Raw genomic sequence first — 16,708 nt, 5'->3', positions numbered from 1 at the left:
GTTTCGGCCCGCTTGCGCGGGCCGATTTGCTCTTGTGCATCTGCCGTCTTTTTGCCTGCGCGGCTTCGTTCAGCCGCGCGGCGCCCTTACGGGCAAGACAGCATCAGGCTACGTACGGGTGACGCAGCAGGATGGTTTCGTCACGGTCAGGGCCGGTCGAGATCATGTCGATCGGGATGCCGACCACTTCCTCGACGCGCTTCAGGTAGGTGCGAGCCTGTTCCGGCAGCGCATCCCAGGCCTTCACGCCGAAGGTGGATTCGTTCCAGCCCGGGAATTCCTCGTACACCGGCACGCAGCGCGCCACGGCATCCGAACCACGCGGCAGGATGTCGACGGTCTTGCCGTCCAGCTCATAGCCCACGCACAGCTTGAGGGTTTCAAGGCCATCCAGCACGTCGAGCTTGGTCATGCAAAGACCCGACACGCCGTTGATCTGCACTGAACGCTTGAGCGCGGCGGCATCGAGCCAGCCGGTACGGCGGGGTCGCCCGGTCACCGAGCCGAATTCCTTGCCGACGTTGGCCAGGCGCACACCCACCGGGTCCTGGCGCTTGGGGTTGTCGTTGTCGTACAGCTCGCTGGGGAACGGACCTGCGCCCACGCGGGTGCAGTACGCCTTGGTGATGCCCAGGATGTAATTCAGGCGGCCCGGGCCAACGCCAGCACCGGCGGCGGCCGCACCGGCCACGCAGTTGCTGGAGGTGACGAACGGATAGGTGCCGTGGTCGACGTCGAGCAGCGTGCCTTGCGCGCCTTCGAACATCAGGTTGCCGCCGGCAGCGTTGACCGCGTAAAGCTCCGCCGACACATCGGCCACCATCGGGGCCAAGCGCGGCGCGTAGGCCAGCATTTCGTCCAAAGTCTGCTGGAAGTCGACTGCTTCCGCGCCCAGGTACTGGGTCAGCATGAAGTTATGCAGGTCGAGGTTCTCGCGCAGCTTCTCGGCGAAGCACTTGGGATCGAACAGGTCCTGCACGCGCAGCGCGCGGCGGGCCACCTTATCTTCGTAGGCCGGGCCGATGCCGCGGCCGGTGGTGCCGATCTTGTCGGCGCCACGGCGCACTTCACGGGCCTTGTCGATGGCCACGTGGTACGGCAGGATCAGCGTGGTCGCTTCGGAAATGCGCAGGCGGTTCTGCACCTGCAGGCCGGCGGTTTCCAGTTCCTCGATCTCACGGAACAGCGCCTCCGGCGACAGCACGACGCCGTTGCCGATGTAGCAGATCGTGCCTTCACGCATGATGCCCGAGGGGATCAGGCGCAGGATGGTCTTCTTGCCGCCGATGATGAGCGTATGGCCGGCATTGTGGCCGCCCTGGAACCGCACCACGCCCTTTGCATGATCGGTAAGCCAATCGACGATTTTTCCCTTGCCTTCGTCACCCCATTGGGTGCCGATCACGACGACATTGCGTCCCTGGCTTACTGCAGAAGCGGACATGTTGATTTTGGTCAGTGGGTTAAAAACGTATTTTACTCTCGTTGCAGGTCAACTCCCCGATTTTGGGGAGATCGGCCTGCAACGCGGGGGAATTCCGCGGCCTGGCGCTTGCGCTCAGGCCCCGGCGCTGCGTGGAATCACCGTCCAGCCGCCATCCTGGCGGACCAGTTGGCGGTCGCAGTTGAACTCGTCGAGCTGGTGCGTGTGCCCCGGCAGCGACTGGATGACGATCTCGCCGGCGGCGCGCAGCGCGGTAATCGCGGCACGCAAGGCAGGATCCGCATCCCACGGCGCGAAAATGGCAAAAGCACGCACTTCCAGCGGAGAAAGCGAGGCAACTTCGCGCAAATCCAGCGAAAAGCCGGTTGCCGGCCGCGCGCGGCCAAAGGCCTCGCCGACCTTGTCGTAGCGGCCACCGCGCGCCACGTAGTTGGGCAGGCCAGCCACGTAGGCAGTGAACATCACGCCACTGTGATAATGGTAGCCGCGCAGGTCGGACAAATCGATATTGACGCTCGCCCCGCTCACTTCCGCGGCCAGTGCAGCCAGTTCGTCCAGCGCACGGCCAATCGCCGGGCTCGCCGGCAGGGTCGCGCGGGCGCGCTCGATCACCTCCACGCCGCCGTACAGCGTCGGCAGCGCCAGCAGCGCGTCGCGCTCGGCCTGCGGCATGCCTTCGGTCAACTCGCGCAGCGCTGACACATCCTTGGTCTCCAGGGCCGCAAACAGCACATCCTCGATCCTGCGGCTGGACGGCAGGCCGTCCAGCAAGGCTTCCAGGATGCCCGCGTGGCAAAGGTCGAGGCGGATCTCGGTCAGGCCGGCAACCTGCAGCGCGGCCAGCATCAGGGCCTGGATTTCCACATCCGCTTCCAGGCCGGCATGGCCGTAGATCTCCGCGCCAACCTGGATCGGCTCGCGGGTTGCGCGAAAGCCGGCCGGGCGAGCGTGCAGCACATTGCCGGCGTAGCACAGCCGGGTCACGCCGGAGCGGTTCAGCAAGTGGGCATCGATGCGGGCGACTTGCGGCGTGATGTCGGCGCGCAGGCCCATGGTGCGGCCGGAGAGCTGGTCGACCAGCTTGAGCGTGCGCAGGTCGAGGTCGTGCCCGGTCCCGGTGAGCAGCGATTCCAGGTATTCCAGCATCGGCGGCATGACCAGCTCGTAGCCGTAGGTGCGGAACAAGTCCAGCATGCGGCGGCGCAGTTCCTCGATCTTGCGGGCCTCCGACGGCAGCACGTCGGCGATGTTTTCAGGCAGGAGCCAGTGATTGGACATGGTAAATCTCTTCACTTCACACAGTTGCCGGGGGGCCTTGAGCCACCCGTTGAAATTCGATCCCGCCGCGTGCCGTGCCGGGGGCACCAGCCGCAAGCGGGGAGCCAGTCACCTGGCATGGCGGATGAGACGGCAGCGACGCCCCTCGGGAGCCTCACTTGCCGCCCCTCCAGCCGGACAAAACCCCGGCAAGCCGGGGTTTTGTCGAAGCGCCTGGCGGACGGAACCGCCTAGCTTAGCGACGGCTCGCCGGAGGCGCCGCCGCCGGCGCCGCTGCGCCGCCCGACGACCGCATATAGCGGAAGAACTCGGAATTGGGCTCCAGCACCAGCACGTCGCGCTTGTCGCGGAACGTATTGCGGTAAGCCTCCATGCTGCGCCAGAACTGCGCGAACTGGGGATCTCGGCCAAACGATTCGGCGTAGATCTGCGAGGCGCGGGCATCGCCCTCGCCCTTGATCTTCTGCGCATCGCGGTAGGCCTCGGCCAGCACGACTTCACGCTGGCGATCGGCATCGGCGCGGATCTTCTCGCCCTCGGCCGCGCCGGTGGAGCGCAGCTCGTTGGCCACGCGCTTGCGCTCGGCTTCCATGCGGCGATACACCGATTCGCTGATCGCGGGCAGCAGGTCGACACGCTTGAGGCGCACGTCGATGATCTCGACGCCCACGGACTGCGCATAGTCGGCCATCGCGGAGCGGATATTCTGCATCACCTTCTCGCGCTCGCCGGCCACCAGCTCCGCCACCGTGCGCTTGCCGAATTCCTCGCGGGCGACGGAGTCGATACGCTGGGTCATGCGGTCCTGCGCCCCGCGGATGTTGCCATTGAAGGCCACGTAGAACTTGCGCGGATCGGTGATGCGCCACTTGACGAACCAGTCCACCACCATGCTCTTCTTCTCGGCCGTCAGGAAGCGCTCCGAAGCGGCCACGTCGATCGTCAGCAGGCGGCGATCCATGAAAATCACGTTCTGCAGCGGCGGCGGCAACTTGAAGTGCAGGCCCGGCTCGTTCACCACCTGCTTGATCTGGCCAAAGGCAAACACCACGGCGTACTGACGCTGGTCCACCACGAACACCATCGAGGAGCCAATCGCCAGCACGATGAAGAGGCCGATTACTACGGAAATCAGTCGGTTCATGTCGGGTCTCCTCAGCGCGAATCGCGGTCACGGTTGCGCAACAGCTCGCGCGACCGGTTATCGCCGCTGGCATCGGGCGCGGGAGACGTGCCGCTGCCCGCGGCAGGGGCCTGCGCGGTGCCGGAAGCCGGCGCGCGCGCATCCACCGCCGATTGCGACATCAGCTTGTCCAGCGGCAGGTAGAGGAGATTGTTACCCTGGCGTGAATCCACCAGCACCTTGGTCGAATTGGTATAGATCTGCTGCATGGTCTCGATATAGATGCGATCACGCGTCACCTGCGGGGCCTTGGCATACTCGGCCTGGACCTGGCGGAAACGCGAGGCATCGCCTTCGGCCTGGGCGATCACTCGCGCCTTGTAGGCTTCAGATTCTTCGTTCAGGCGCGCGGCGGTACCCTTGGCACGCGGAATCACGTCATTGGCGTAGGCCTGGCCTTCGCTGATGGCGCGTTCGCGGTCCTGGCTGGCCTTGTTGACATCGTCAAAGGCCGCCTGGACCTGCTCGGGCGGCTGCACGCTCTGCACGTTGACGGAAATCACGCGGATGCCGGTCTTGTACGCGGTCAGGATCGACTGGATCGACTTGGCCAGGTTCTGGGCAATCTGTTCACGGTTCTCGTAAAGCACCGCGTCCATCTTGTTGCGCCCGACGATCTCGCGCACCGAGGTCTCGGCAGCCTGGGTCACCAGTTCTTCGTCGCCACCTCGGTCGGTCTTGTTGTAGAACAGGAATTCGCTCGCGTCCTGGATGTCGTACTGCACCGTGAAGCGGACGTCGATGATGTTCTCGTCCTGCGTCAGCATCGACGCGTCCTTCAGGTTGCTGTCCTTGATCGAGGTGGAACGGCCCACTTCAACCGAGCGCACGCCCGACAGGTTGACGATTTCGGCGGACTGGATCGGGTACGGCAGGCGCCAGTTGATACCCGGGCCCGTGGTGTACTTGAACTTGCCGAACTGGAGGATAACGGCCGTCTGGCCTTCCTGCACCATGAAGAAACCGCTGGCCAGCCAGATGCCAACCGCTGCGATCACCACCACGCCGGCGCCGATCCCCGAGCCCTTGCCCGGCGTGCGCGCACCGCCGCCAAAGCCCTGGTTGCCGCCACCACCGTTGTCCTTGCGGCCAAGCAGGCCGTTCAGGCGACGGTTGAAATCGCGCCAGAGCTCGTCGAGGTCGGGCGGGCCATCCTGGGGCGGACGCTGGTTTTGCTGGCGATTGTTGTCGCGACTATCCTTGTCCTTGTCTTTGTCTTCGTCATCCGGGCCGCCCCTACCCCAACGGGGATCGTTCAAAGACAGGATCGCGCGCAAACGCTGCCAGGCCGTTCGCGACGGTGCATGGCCGCCGTTGCGGCCACCTGCGCGGCTGCCAAAGGCATGGCTCGATTCAGAATTCCGGGGAAACAGGGGCATGAAGTGCACGGGTCCGGGATAGTTGGAACAAGGGGATTCTAACAGTCATCGACGCCACTTTTACCCATTTGGGGCAATCTGGCTGCGATTTCCGTCGAACTGGCTCACTGCGTGTCGGGTTCTTCCGGATCCACCCGGGTGTCATCGCCGTCAAAACCGCTGTCGAGATCGTCGTCCGGGTAAGGCTGCGCATCGGCAAGGCGCGGATCCAGCGGGGGGCGCTCTGGCGGGCGCTCGGCCAGCCAGCGCGCCACCTCCACCAGCGCCTCGCGCAAGGCATCCAGGCCAATGCCGTCGCGCGCGCTGACGAACACGCGGGTCGGCACACCCTCCTCGTTGCGCTCCACGCGGGGGCCCTGCTCGAGCAGTTCCGGCGACGCGTCGATCTTGTTCATCACCACGATCTGCGGGATGTCGTCGGCATTGATTTCGGCCAGCACACGGTTGACCTGCTCGACCTGCTCATGGCGCACCGGGCTGGAAGCATCAACCACATGCAGCAGCAGGTCCGCGTGCACGGTCTCCTCCAGCGTGGCGCGGAACGCGGCCACCAGCTGGGTCGGCAGGTCGCGGATGAAGCCCACGGTATCCGACAGCACCACGTTGCCCACGCCTTCCAGGTACAGCCGGCGCGAAGTGGTATCCAGCGTGGCGAACAGCTGGTCAGCGGCGTAGGCCCGGGCCTTGGTGAGGGCGTTGAACAGTGTCGACTTGCCGGCGTTGGTATAGCCGACCAGCGAGATGCTCAGGGTGTCGTTGCGCGCGCGCGCGCGCCGCTGGGTGCTGTGCTGGCGCTGCAGTCGCGTCAGGTCAGCCTTCAGCCGCTTGGCGCGCTCATCCAGCAGGCGGCGGTCGAGCTCGAGCTGGCGCTCGCCCGGGCCGCCACGCATGCCAATGCCCCCCTTCTGCCGCTCCAGGTGGCTCCAGGCGCGGACCAGCCGCGAGGCCTGGTACTGGACCTGGGCGAGCTCGACCTGCACCTTGCCGACGTGGCTCTGCGCCCGCTGGCCGAAGATGTCCAGGATCAGCCCCGTTCGGTCGATGACATGGCGCTGCAGGAAGCGCTCTAGATTGCGTTGCTGGGCAGGGCTGAGCGAGTGGTTGAACACCACCACGTCGGCATCGAGTGCATCGGCGGCCTCCTTCAGCTCCTCCGCCTTGCCGGAGCCGATGAACAGCGCCGGGTCGGGACGGGACCTGCGTCCGGTCAACGTGTGCACCGGCGTGGACCCCGCGGTCGACGTCAGCAACGCCAGCTCGCTCAGGCTTTCCTGGAAATCATGCTTGCCGAAATCGACACCAACGAGGATGGCGCGGGAGGACTCGGAATTGGAAGTGGCTCTAGATTGCAAACGGGAGGATCGCGAAACGCGAGAAAGGAAAACGGGTTGGAGGCTACTGGGAGGCAGCGGCTGGCGCCGTTAGGCAGAAGCCCTGGCCTGGGGAAGACGCTTGAAGCGGGGACTCTGTCCGTGGCGGAATGCACCAGGGTGAAGCATGTCCGTGCCCGTGGCCACTCTGCAGCCAGGATGGGCTGGCGTCTTTTGGTGTCGCGCCGGAGCATCTGGCCCCTGCGCGACACCGGCAACTGGCGGCCGTGCCGTGGTACGACTGGCCTGCCGGAAAACTGCGGTGCTATCCGCGAATGATCAGCCTTCAGCCGTTTCGTCCACGCGGAAATTCACGGCGCGGGCCGGTACGACGGTGGAAATCGCATGCTTGTAGACCATCTGCGTCACGGTGTTGCGCAACAGGACGACGTACTGGTCGAACGACTCGATATTGCCTTGCAGCTTGATGCCATTGACGAGGTAGATGGAAACCGGTACGTGCTCTTTGCGCAGCGCGTTCAGGAACGGGTCTTGTAGCAATTGCCCTTTGTTGCTCATGGCACACTCCAAATTTATAGATTTAGTGATAGATGATGGGGACGGTAATCCCCGATTCAAGTCAAACGGCGCAAGCCGCGCCAAAAAAAGATCAAAACGGTACCAAGCTAGCATCGCCTCGCAGGGAACCCCCTGCTACCGTGAATTTAGCCTCAGTTCCAAACGAACGCAAACGAAACTTGCCCGCCCGGGCTCCCGTCGACTGACTCAATCCTTCGAGTCGGCATATGGGTTTTTGTTCGTTCTAAATTCGATGCGAAGCGGTGTGCCCTTCAGTTTGAAAGCCGAGCGGAAACGGTTTTCGAGATAGCGCCGATATGTGTCGGCGATGCCGGAAAGCGAATTGCCGTGCACGATGATGATGGGCGGATTGGACCCGCCCTGGTGCGCGTAGCGCAGCTTGGGCCGCGTCGCGCCGACACGCCGCGGCTGCTGGAACTCGACCGCTTCCTGCAGGATCCGCGTGAGCTGCGGCGTGGGCAGCTTGACCATGGCCGCGGCATACGCGTCGTCCACCGAGCGCAGCAGCGCGCTGATGCCCGTGCGCTGCTGCGCGGACACAAAGTGGAAGTTGGCGAAGTCCAGGAACTGCAGCTTGCGCTCCAGATCGTGCTTGATACGGTCGCGGCTATGGCCGTCGAGGCCGTCCCACTTGTTGACGCCAACCACCAGCGCGCGCCCGGATTCCACGATGAAGCCGGCGATGTGCGCATCCTGCTCCGACACGTCCTGCTGCGCGTCGAGCAGCAGCACCACGACGTTCGCATCAGCAATCGATTGCAGCGTCTTGACCACCGAAAACTTCTCGATGGCCTCGAACACCTTGCCGCGCTTGCGCAGGCCGGCCGTGTCGATCAGCGTATAGGGCTTGCCGCCGCGCTCGAACTCCACATAGATGGCATCCCGCGTGGTGCCGGGCATGTCGAACGCGATCACGCGTTCTTCGCCGATCAGGGTGTTGACCAGCGTGGACTTGCCCACGTTCGGCCGGCCCACGATAGCGATCTTGACGCCGCGCTGGGCGCCCTCGTCTTCCTCGGCGAGTTCCGGGCGCTCTTTCACCGCCAGTTCCAGCGCCTCGTCGACCAGCTCGCGCACGCCATCGCCGTGGGTCGACGAAATGGCATAGGGATCGCCCATGCCAAGCTCGTAGAACTCCGACACCACGGTGGTGTATTTCATGCCCTCGGCCTTGTTCACGGCCAGCATGACGCGGCGCCCGGTCTTGCGCAGGTAATCGGCGATCACGCGGTCCTGGGGCGCCAGCCCGAGGCGGCCGTCGACGAGGAAGATCACCACGTCGGCCTCGACCACCGCCTGGCGGGTCTGCTTGGCCATTTCGGCAACGATGCCTTCCTTGGCCACCGGCTCGAAGCCGCCGGTGTCGATGGCGATGAACGGACGTTCACCGATGCGGCCTTCGCCATAGTGGCGATCGCGCGTGAGCCCGGGCAGATCGGCGACAAGCGCGTCGCGCGAACGGGTCATGCGGTTGAATAGCGTCGACTTGCCCACATTGGGACGGCCGACCAGAGCGATAACTGGTTTCATGCAATAAACGGAAATGGGGGCCGGCAGATGCCGCCCCCCAGGAACTCCGGAGTGATATGGGTCCGACGGCCGGGCGTCGCGCGCCTGGCCACTTTTCCTGTCGGGTGATCAGGCTTGCATTGCAACCCGACCTCGTTCACCTGCACGGCCAGAAGGGCCGTGCTACCGGATTGGCGCCGCCCGTGCCGACAGGTGCACGGACAGTCGCCATGAATGTCGACCGCCTCAGTCCGGCACGAAGCCGTAGAGGTTGCCGTCGCGTGTCTGTACCACCAGCGACGGGCCCGCCACCACCGGCGCAGCGGTAATCTCGCTGCCATCGGTCTTCAGGCGTGCCACGAACTGGCCGTCCTCGCGCGACAAGAAGTGTACATAGCCTTCGTAATCGCCCGCCACCACCGAACGTCCCACCGCCAGCGGCGTGCCGAGACGGCGATACAGCAGTTGATCGTTCTTCCAGCGTTCAGTGCCGTTCTGGCGGTCAAATGCATGGACCACGGAGCGCTCATCCCCGGCGTACAGCGAAGTGTCATCCTGCGCGGGGCCGGTCGGCGAAGAAAAATCCTTGCCCCACTGCGGCTGGCCATTGGTCAGCTCAAGGCAGGCGATCCGGCCCTGGAACGTGGTCGCGCAGACCTGGCGGCCATTGACCATGGGCTGGCCCGTCACGTCATTAAGCCGTTCGATCTCGGACACGCCCTTCGGATAGGAAACCGTGCTCTCCCAGCGCAGCACGCCGTTGCCCGGAGCCAGCACACCCAGCTTGCCGCCGGGGAAGCCCATCACGATGCCGTCGCCGGCGAACACCATGCCCATCGAGGCGCGCAGGTTGAGCGCGGTCTGCGAGCGCTGGTAGATCCAGCGGCGCTCGCCGGTCTGCGCATCCAGGCCAAGCACCCGGGTATCGGTCGTGCGCACGACCACCAGGCCGTTGCCGACCAGCGGCGCCGAGAGAACCTCCCCATTGACCTGCTTCTTCCAGATCTGCTTGCCGCTGGCGTCAAAGGCAAAGACCGCGCCCTTCTCGCCCGCCACCGCCGTGACGGTGCCGTCGCTGCCGGGGCCGGAGGTCAGGTCGATGTCGGTCTTGGCCTCCCACAAGGTGCGTCCCGTGACGCCATCGAGCGCCAGCACCTTGCCGCCATTGGAAGATGCATAGACGGTGCCACCGGAGACAGAGGGTTGCAGCGAGTACGGGCCGCTCTTGCCGACGCTGGCCTTCCAGGCCTGGCGCACCGACAACGTCTGTGTGATCGGCTTGAGTTCGACCGGCGTGCGCTTGTCAGCCTTGCTGAACAGCGAGCAGCCGCCCAGGCTGGCGACGCTGGCCGCACAAGCGGCGGCCACCACCAGGCCGCGGACAGATTTGCCGTGTTGCTGGTTCTGGGCCGTGCCGGAAAACAATGACTTCATGAGGTTCCGATCCTGATTTAAGTTGAGGCGCAAGGGTGCGGGCAAGCGGGGCATGCATGGCATGCGAATCCCGCGGGCCTGCCGGCGAGCCGGGCCAACCGCCTTCAGGCGGTGCCCAGCGCGTCAAGCTTGAACTGAATGATCTGGCGCATGGCGGCATCGTTGGCGCTCAGCTTGTCTAGCGCCTTCTGGTAGGCCGAGCGGGCTTCCGGGCGCTTGTCCTGGGCAGCCAGCAGATCGCCCCGGCGGTCCGCATACAGCGCCACGAACGGTGCCGGCGGCTCGTCCTTGAGCAATGCCAGGCCCTGGTCGTAGGCCTTCTCGTCAAGCAGCACGCCAGCCAGGCGCACGCGCGCGAGGTGAGCGTACTCGCCATCGCCATGGTCGATCGCCCATTGCAACTGGGCCTTCGTACCTGCCAGGTCGCCTGCATCGTACAGCACCTTGGCCGATACCAGCGCGGTCATGGGGCCATAGGCGGTCTTGCCGAACTTTTCCTCGAGGTCGCCGGCGGCGCGCTTGATCCGCTCGACATCGCGGCTCTCGGCCGCCTTGACCACCTGCTCGTACAGCAGCGCCGCTTCTCCAGCCTGCTTGCGTTGCCAGTAGTTCCAGCCGCTCCAGGCAGCGAAGGCCAGCAAGCCGGCGATCAAGGCCCAGGTCACGGTGTTGCCGTACTGGCGCCACCAGGCCTTGAGGCTCTCAAGCTGTTCCTGTTCTTCTAGATCGTAAGCCATGTCGAGGGATCCACCCGCGTTTGTTTGTATGAAGGACCGCGCTCTTGCGGTCCCTGGTTCCGATACTGCCTGCTGACCAGCAGGCTTACTCGCTGGCGCCAACCATGGCGTCGATGATGTGGTCAACCAGTTTTTCAGCCTCCACCGTCACCTGCGCGCCGCCGCCTTCGGCCTGGGCGCCCTGGCGCAGGTCCTTGACCTGTGCCGTGCCCGCCACCACCTCATCCTCGCCAATGATAACGGCATAGGCCGCACCGCTACCGTCGGCGCGCTTCATCTGCGACTTGAAGCTGCCGCTCTTGCCGTCGGGCGTGGCATGCAGCAGCACGTCGAGGCCGGCATCGCGCAGGCGCTCGGCGATGATCATGGCCTGCTGGCCAGCCGCTTCGCCCTGGTGGACGAGGTACACATCGGCACCTTCCGCCTGCGGCACGAGCTTTTCCTCTCGCAGCAGTTCGATGATGCGCTCGATGCCCATCGCCCAGCCACAAGCTGGTGCCGCCTTGCCGCCCATCCGCGCGATCAGCGGATCGTAGCGGCCGCCGCCGGCGATGGTGCCCTGCGCGCCGAGCTTGTCGGTGATCCACTCGAACACCGTCAGGTTGTAGTAGTCCAGCCCGCGCACCAGGCGCGGATTGATCTTGAACGGGATGTTGTTGGCCTTGAGCAGGCGCTGCACGCCGTCGAAGTGGGCAAGCGACTCCTCGCCCAGGAAATCGATCAGCTTGGGCGCGTTGCTTGCCATTTCCTGCAGCGCGGGATTCTTGGTATCCAGCACGCGCAGCGGGTTGGTGTACAGGCGGCGCTTGCTGTCTTCGTCAAGAATGTCCTGGAAGCCTTCCAGGTACTTGATCAGTTCTTCGCGGTGCGCGGCGCGCTCCTCGGCCTGGCCCAGCGAATTGAGCTCGAGGCGCACGCCGACCAGGCCCAGGTCATCCCACAGGCGCTGGCACATCATGATGATCTCGGCGTCCACGTCCGGGCCGGCAAAGCCGAGGGCCTCGGCGCCGAGCTGGTGGAACTGGCGATAGCGCCCGCGCTGGGGACGCTCGTGGCGGAACATCGGGCCGGTGTACCACAGGCGCTTGGGGCCGTCGTACAGCAGGTTGTGCTCGATGGTGGCCCGCACTGCGGCCGCCGTGCCCTCGGGGCGCAGCGTCAGTTGCTCGCCGTTGAGCGCATCGGTGAAGGAATACATTTCCTTCTCGACGATGTCGGTGACTTCGCCGATGCCGCGCACGAACAGCTGCGTGTGCTCAACGATGGGCGTGCGGACCTGCTGGTAGCCGTAGGCACGCAGCATCGCGCGCGAGGCGTTCTCGAAATGCTCCCACAGCGGTGCGTCGGCGGGCAGCATGTCGTTCATGCCCTTGACGCCCTGCAGGGCTTTCACTGCCTTGCTCTTGCTCTCTGCCTTGCTGTCGGCAGCCTTGGCGCCATCGCTGGCGGCCGCCGGATTCACGGGTTGGTTCATTGTGTCTTGTCTTTCCCTGTAGCGCCTAGCCGCAACGGCTCAGGCTGCCACCTCATTGCCGGCGCTCCCGGCCTTGTTGCCGTAGTGGGTGCGCACATAATCGTCCACGATCGCCTGGAATTCCTCGGCGATGCGATCGCCGCGCAGCGTCTTGACCTTCACGCCGTCGACAAATACCGGCGCCGCCGGCGATTCGCCTGAGCCCGGCAGCGAGATGCCGATATTGGCATGCTTGCTTTCGCCCGGCCCGTTCACGATGCAGCCCATCACGGCCACATCCATTTCTTCCACGCCAGGGTAGGCGGTCTTCCAGGTCGGCATCTGCTCGCGCAGGTAGCTCTGGATGCTGGACGCCAGTTCCTGGAAGGTGGTGCTGGTGGTACGGCCGCAGCCCGGGCAGGCAATCACCATCGGGGTGAAGTTGCGCAGGCCCATGGTCTGCAGGATCTCCTGCCCCACGTAGACCTCCTTCTCGCGCGCAGCGCCGGGTTCCGGCGTCAGCGAAATGCGGATGGTGTCGCCAATGCCTTCCTGCAGCAGCACCGACAGCGCGGCGGTGGAGGCCACGATCCCCTTGCTGCCCATGCCCGCCTCGGTCAGCCCGAGGTGCAATGCGTAGTCGCAGCGCTTGGTCAGCTCGCGGTACACAGCGATCAGTTCCTGCACCTGCGAGACCTTGCACGACAGGATGATCTGATCACCCGAAAGCCCGATTTCCTCGGCCTTCTTCGCCGACTCGATCGCGGAGGTGATCAACGCCTCGACCATCACGTTCTGCGCCGGCCACGGCTCGGCGCGCAGGGCGTTCTCGTCCATGATGCGCGCCAGCAGCGACTGGTCCAGGCTGCCCCAGTTCACGCCGATGCGCACCGGCTTGTCGTAGCGGCAGGCCATTTCGATCATCTGCGCGAATTGCGTGTCGCGCTTGGCACCCTGCCCCACGTTGCCGGGGTTGATGCGGTACTTCGACAACGCCTGGGCGCAGTCGGGATAATCGCGCAGCAGCGTGTGGCCGTTGTAGTGGAAGTCGCCCACCAGCGGCACGTTCACGCCCATGCGGTCCAGCTGCTCGCGCAGGGCGGGCACCGCAGCCGCGGCTTCCGGCGTATTGACCGTGATGCGCACAATTTCGGAACCGGCACGCGCCAGTTCCTTGACCTGGATCGCGGTGCCGATGGCGTCCACCGTGTCGGTGTTCGTCATCGACTGCACGCGCACGGGAGCGTCGCCACCGATCGTGACCACATTGTCGCCCCACACCACGCGCGCCTGGCGCGTTTTGCGGCGGGGCAGCGGGCCGGGCAGCACCGGCATACAAGCCTTTTGGTTCATAGCATTACCACCTTGCAATGCGGCGTTGCGCATGGCTGGAGAAACGATGTTCAGGGCAGCGTCAGGCGCGCCACGTTATTGCGGTTGGCCGCTTGCAGGTCGACCGGCGTGCCGTTGCGCGTCAGCGACTCGACGCCCTTGACGTTGCCGATCACGATTTTGTACGGTGGCGTACCGCCGCCGCTGAGATCCTGGCCCGCACGCGCAGTACCGCCGAGCACAACCTTGCCGCTGCGGTCGCGGATCTCGTACCAGGTATCCGATGCGAAACGGATGCGCAGCTCGGCAGCACCGTCTGCCGCTGCGGGGGCAGGCACTGCCGCTGAAGCAGCTACCGCGGAGACGGCGGCCACGGCGGCCGGAGACGGCGCCGCCGAAGGTGCGGGTGCTGCCGAAAGCGCTGGCGCCACCGCCACCGGGCCGCTGGCGGGCAGTGACTCGGACGGCGCGGGGGCATCGGACGCGGCCATCACCGGCGGCAGTGCGGCCGTGACGGTACCGGGCTCGCTGCCTTGCACCGTGGCTTGCGCCGCCGGGGCCGCCGTGAGGGTTTCCTTGCGCGCCTCGATCCATTGCTTGAAGTGGTCCAGCCCGAACAGCACCCCGCCACCGATCACGGCGACCACCAGGGCCAGCCAGATCCACCGGCCGCCGGAGCCGCCGGAGCCAAAGCGGTTACGGTCGTCGAAGCTCTCGTTCAGGCCACCTTCGCGGCGCATGCCGATTTCCACCACCGGCACAGCCTGCGCGTGGAAACGCGCCAGCAAGGCGTCGATGTCGATCTGGAGCATGCGCGCGTAGGCGCGCATCACACCCTTGGCAAAGGTCACGTCGGGCAGCGCCGCGACGTCGCCCTGCTCGATGGCGGCCAGCTTGTGCGAGGCGACCTTCAGCCGCGCACTGACATCCTCCAGCGAGAAACGCTGGTCCTTGCGCGCTTGCGCCAGGCGTTCGCCAATCTCGCGCGCCACCGCCTCGCGCCCGGCATCCGCAGGGGTCCCCCCCGCATGACCCGTCGCTGCAGTCTGGCCTTCGGCGCGCTCGTGCTCACTCATCCCATGCTCCTTGTTCGTATGCGGTCAACTCACGCGAATCGGGGAAACGGCTGCGCAACTGTGCCACCAGGGCATTCTGCGCCGCTACATCACCCTGACGGCGGGCAATGCGCGCACCCAGCCAGAGGGATTGCGCGCTGACGAAATTGCTGCTGTTGATGCGGCCGACATACTGCTGGGCACGCTGGTAGTCCCCGCGCTGGTAATACAGCAGCGCCAGGTTGTTGTTGGCTACCGGGTTGTTGCGATCGTAGCGCAAGGCGCCAAACAAGCTCTTCTCGGCTGCCTCGCTGCTGCCATTGCGTAGCTGGCAGGCGCCAAGGCTGGTCAGTGCCTTGCCAGGCCCGCTTGCCGAGGGCGCGTTGACCGCGCGCTCCAGGTAAGGCACGGCCTCGGCATAGCGTCCGTTCACGCACAAGAACCAGCCGTAGTTGTTCAGCACGTCGCCGTCATCGGCACGCATGGCCAGCGCGCTACGGAAGCTCTCTTCCGCCAGCACGCGCTCGTTCATGTTCATGTAGACCAACGCGCGGATATGGTACGCGTCGACCAGCGTCGGGTCGATGGCAATGGCCTGCTTGGCCTCGTCCAGCGCGACGGTGTACTGCCCTGCCTCAAGGTAGCTGGTAGCCAACTGGAGACGGATGGTGGCACGCCGGCTCAGCTCGGTCTGGTCGGATGCGGTCTGCAACTCGGGCTTGACCGGCGGCGGCAACTGGCACGCGGACAGCAGCACCAGCCCCATCAGCGCCGCAACTATCAGACGGGTCATGCAGGCCGGGCCTCTTGCGGCTGGCCGGCCGCGGGCGCCGCCACAATCGGCGTGATCTTGCCGAACTTGCCACGCTGGGCCAGGCGGGTACGGTCCTTGACCTCACCCGCGAGCTGGCCGCAGGCGGCATCGATATCGTCGCCGCGCGTCTTGCGGATGGTGGTGACGATGCCGGCGTCCATCAGGACCTGGGCGAAGCGGCGGATCTGCTCGTTGTTTGAGCGCTTGAGGCCCGACTCCGGGAAGGGGTTGAACGGGATCAGGTTGAACTTGCAGGGCACATCGGCCACAAGCTTCAGCAGTTCCCGGGCATGCTCGACGCCGTCATTGACGCCATCCAGCATGCAGTATTCGAAAGTGATGAAATCGCGCGGGGCGAATTCCAGGTAGCGGCGGCAAGCCGCCATCAGCTCGGCCAGCGGGTACTTCTTGTTGAGCGGCACCAGCATGTCGCGCAGCGGATCATTGGACGCGTGCAGCGATACCGCCAGCGCCACGGGCAAATCCTTGGCCAGCCGGTCCATCATCGGCACCACGCCAGAGGTGGACAGCGTCACGCGCCGGCGCGACAGCCCGTAGGCATGGTCGTCCAGCATCAGGCGCATGGCGGGCACAACCTGGTCATAGTTGAGCAGCGGCTCGCCCATGCCCATCATCACCACGTTGGAGATGACGCGGTCGTCCTTGGCGCCACGGCCCAGTTGGGCACGCATGGCAAACTCGGCCATCCACAGCTGGCCGATGATCTCGCCAGTAGACAGGTTGCGCGAGAAGCCTTGCTTGCCGGTCGAGCAGAACCGGCAATTGACGGCGCACCCCGCCTGCGAAGACACGCACAGCGTGCCGCGCGTCTCCTCAGGGATGTACACCGTCTCCACCGCATCGCCGGCGCCAACGTCCAGCAGCCACTTGCGCGTGCCGTCGGCCGACAGGTTGTCGGTGATGACGGCAGGCGAGCGGATCTCGGCGCGCGTGGCGAGCTTTTCGCGCAGCGACTTGGCGAGATCGGACATGGCATCGAAACGGCTGGCGCCGAACTGGTGAATCCAGCGCTGCAACTGCCGCGCACGAAACGGCTTCTCGCCGAGCTCTCCGCAATAGGCGGTAAGCGCGTCCGCATCCAGATCGAGCAGGTTGACGAGAGTGTTCATGACGGCAGTATCAACTTCTAAAGCAGTCTAGTCTTGTGGAATAGACCAGA

General features: G+C 65.2%; 14 protein-coding genes. All 14 read right to left on the bottom strand.

The annotated features are described in order from the left end of the window. Positions 1-103: 103 nt before the first annotated feature. The gene (locus tag AC1RQK_RS11775; RefSeq protein WP_174423299.1) at positions 104-1,444 is read right to left on the bottom strand and encodes an adenylosuccinate synthase; all 1,341 of its coding nucleotides are present in this window, start codon (positions 1,442-1,444) and stop codon (positions 104-106) included. A gap of 114 nt (positions 1,445-1,558) precedes the next feature. Then, positions 1,559-2,722, bottom strand: coding sequence for an ATP phosphoribosyltransferase regulatory subunit (locus AC1RQK_RS11770; RefSeq protein ID WP_492372425.1), 1,164 nt, complete (start codon positions 2,720-2,722; stop codon positions 1,559-1,561). Positions 2,723-2,957: 235 nt separating this feature from the next. Next, complete coding sequence (gene hflC, locus AC1RQK_RS11765) at positions 2,958-3,866, bottom strand: protease modulator HflC (protein WP_492372426.1); 909 nt, start codon at positions 3,864-3,866, stop codon at positions 2,958-2,960. An 11-nt stretch (positions 3,867-3,877) separates the two neighbouring features. Next, positions 3,878-5,284: an FtsH protease activity modulator HflK gene (hflK, locus tag AC1RQK_RS11760; RefSeq protein ID WP_492372427.1), complete on the bottom strand. Its 1,407-nt coding sequence runs from the start codon at positions 5,282-5,284 to the stop codon at positions 3,878-3,880. A gap of 104 nt (positions 5,285-5,388) precedes the next feature. Next, positions 5,389-6,636 (bottom strand): GTPase HflX, encoded by a 1,248-nt coding sequence (gene hflX, locus AC1RQK_RS11755; protein ID WP_492809171.1) that lies wholly within the window; start codon positions 6,634-6,636, stop codon positions 5,389-5,391. A 297-nt stretch (positions 6,637-6,933) separates the two neighbouring features. Next, positions 6,934-7,173, bottom strand: a complete 240-nt coding sequence (gene hfq / locus AC1RQK_RS11750) for an RNA chaperone Hfq (protein WP_006157757.1) — start codon at positions 7,171-7,173, stop codon at positions 6,934-6,936. 207 nt (positions 7,174-7,380) lie between these two features. Then, positions 7,381-8,724: a ribosome biogenesis GTPase Der gene (gene der, locus AC1RQK_RS11745; protein ID WP_043347450.1), complete on the bottom strand. Its 1,344-nt coding sequence runs from the start codon at positions 8,722-8,724 to the stop codon at positions 7,381-7,383. A 225-nt stretch (positions 8,725-8,949) separates the two neighbouring features. After that, the gene (gene bamB, locus AC1RQK_RS11740; protein WP_492372429.1) at positions 8,950-10,137 is read right to left on the bottom strand and encodes an outer membrane protein assembly factor BamB; all 1,188 of its coding nucleotides are present in this window, start codon (positions 10,135-10,137) and stop codon (positions 8,950-8,952) included. A 104-nt stretch (positions 10,138-10,241) separates the two neighbouring features. Then, positions 10,242-10,874, bottom strand: a complete 633-nt coding sequence (locus AC1RQK_RS11735) for a YfgM family protein (protein ID WP_441640348.1) — start codon at positions 10,872-10,874, stop codon at positions 10,242-10,244. An 85-nt stretch (positions 10,875-10,959) separates the two neighbouring features. Next, on the bottom strand, positions 10,960-12,240 hold the full coding sequence (gene hisS, locus AC1RQK_RS11730; RefSeq protein ID WP_492372451.1) for a histidine--tRNA ligase: 1,281 nt from the start codon (positions 12,238-12,240) through the stop codon (positions 10,960-10,962). Between the two features lie 147 nt (positions 12,241-12,387). Continuing rightward, on the bottom strand, positions 12,388-13,680 hold the full coding sequence (ispG, locus tag AC1RQK_RS11725; protein ID WP_492372430.1) for a flavodoxin-dependent (E)-4-hydroxy-3-methylbut-2-enyl-diphosphate synthase: 1,293 nt from the start codon (positions 13,678-13,680) through the stop codon (positions 12,388-12,390). Between the two features lie 50 nt (positions 13,681-13,730). Beyond that, positions 13,731-14,735 carry a RodZ domain-containing protein gene (locus AC1RQK_RS11720; RefSeq protein ID WP_492372431.1) on the bottom strand — a complete coding sequence of 335 codons (1,005 nt, stop codon included), beginning with the start codon at positions 14,733-14,735 and terminating at the stop codon, positions 13,731-13,733. Next, positions 14,728-15,507: a type IV pilus biogenesis/stability protein PilW gene (pilW, locus tag AC1RQK_RS11715; protein ID WP_492372432.1), complete on the bottom strand. Its 780-nt coding sequence runs from the start codon at positions 15,505-15,507 to the stop codon at positions 14,728-14,730. Before pilW ends, AC1RQK_RS11720 begins: the two co-directional genes overlap by 8 nt. Continuing rightward, positions 15,504-16,658, bottom strand: coding sequence for a dual-specificity RNA methyltransferase RlmN (gene rlmN / locus AC1RQK_RS11710; RefSeq protein WP_006157748.1), 1,155 nt, complete (start codon positions 16,656-16,658; stop codon positions 15,504-15,506). The genes pilW and rlmN overlap by 4 nt, the downstream gene beginning before the upstream one ends. Positions 16,659-16,708: the final 50 nt, after the last annotated feature.

Source organism: Cupriavidus sp. GW822-FHT02D05 (genome assembly GCF_058802485.1).
This window is presented reverse-complemented; position numbering and strand designations above follow the sequence as displayed.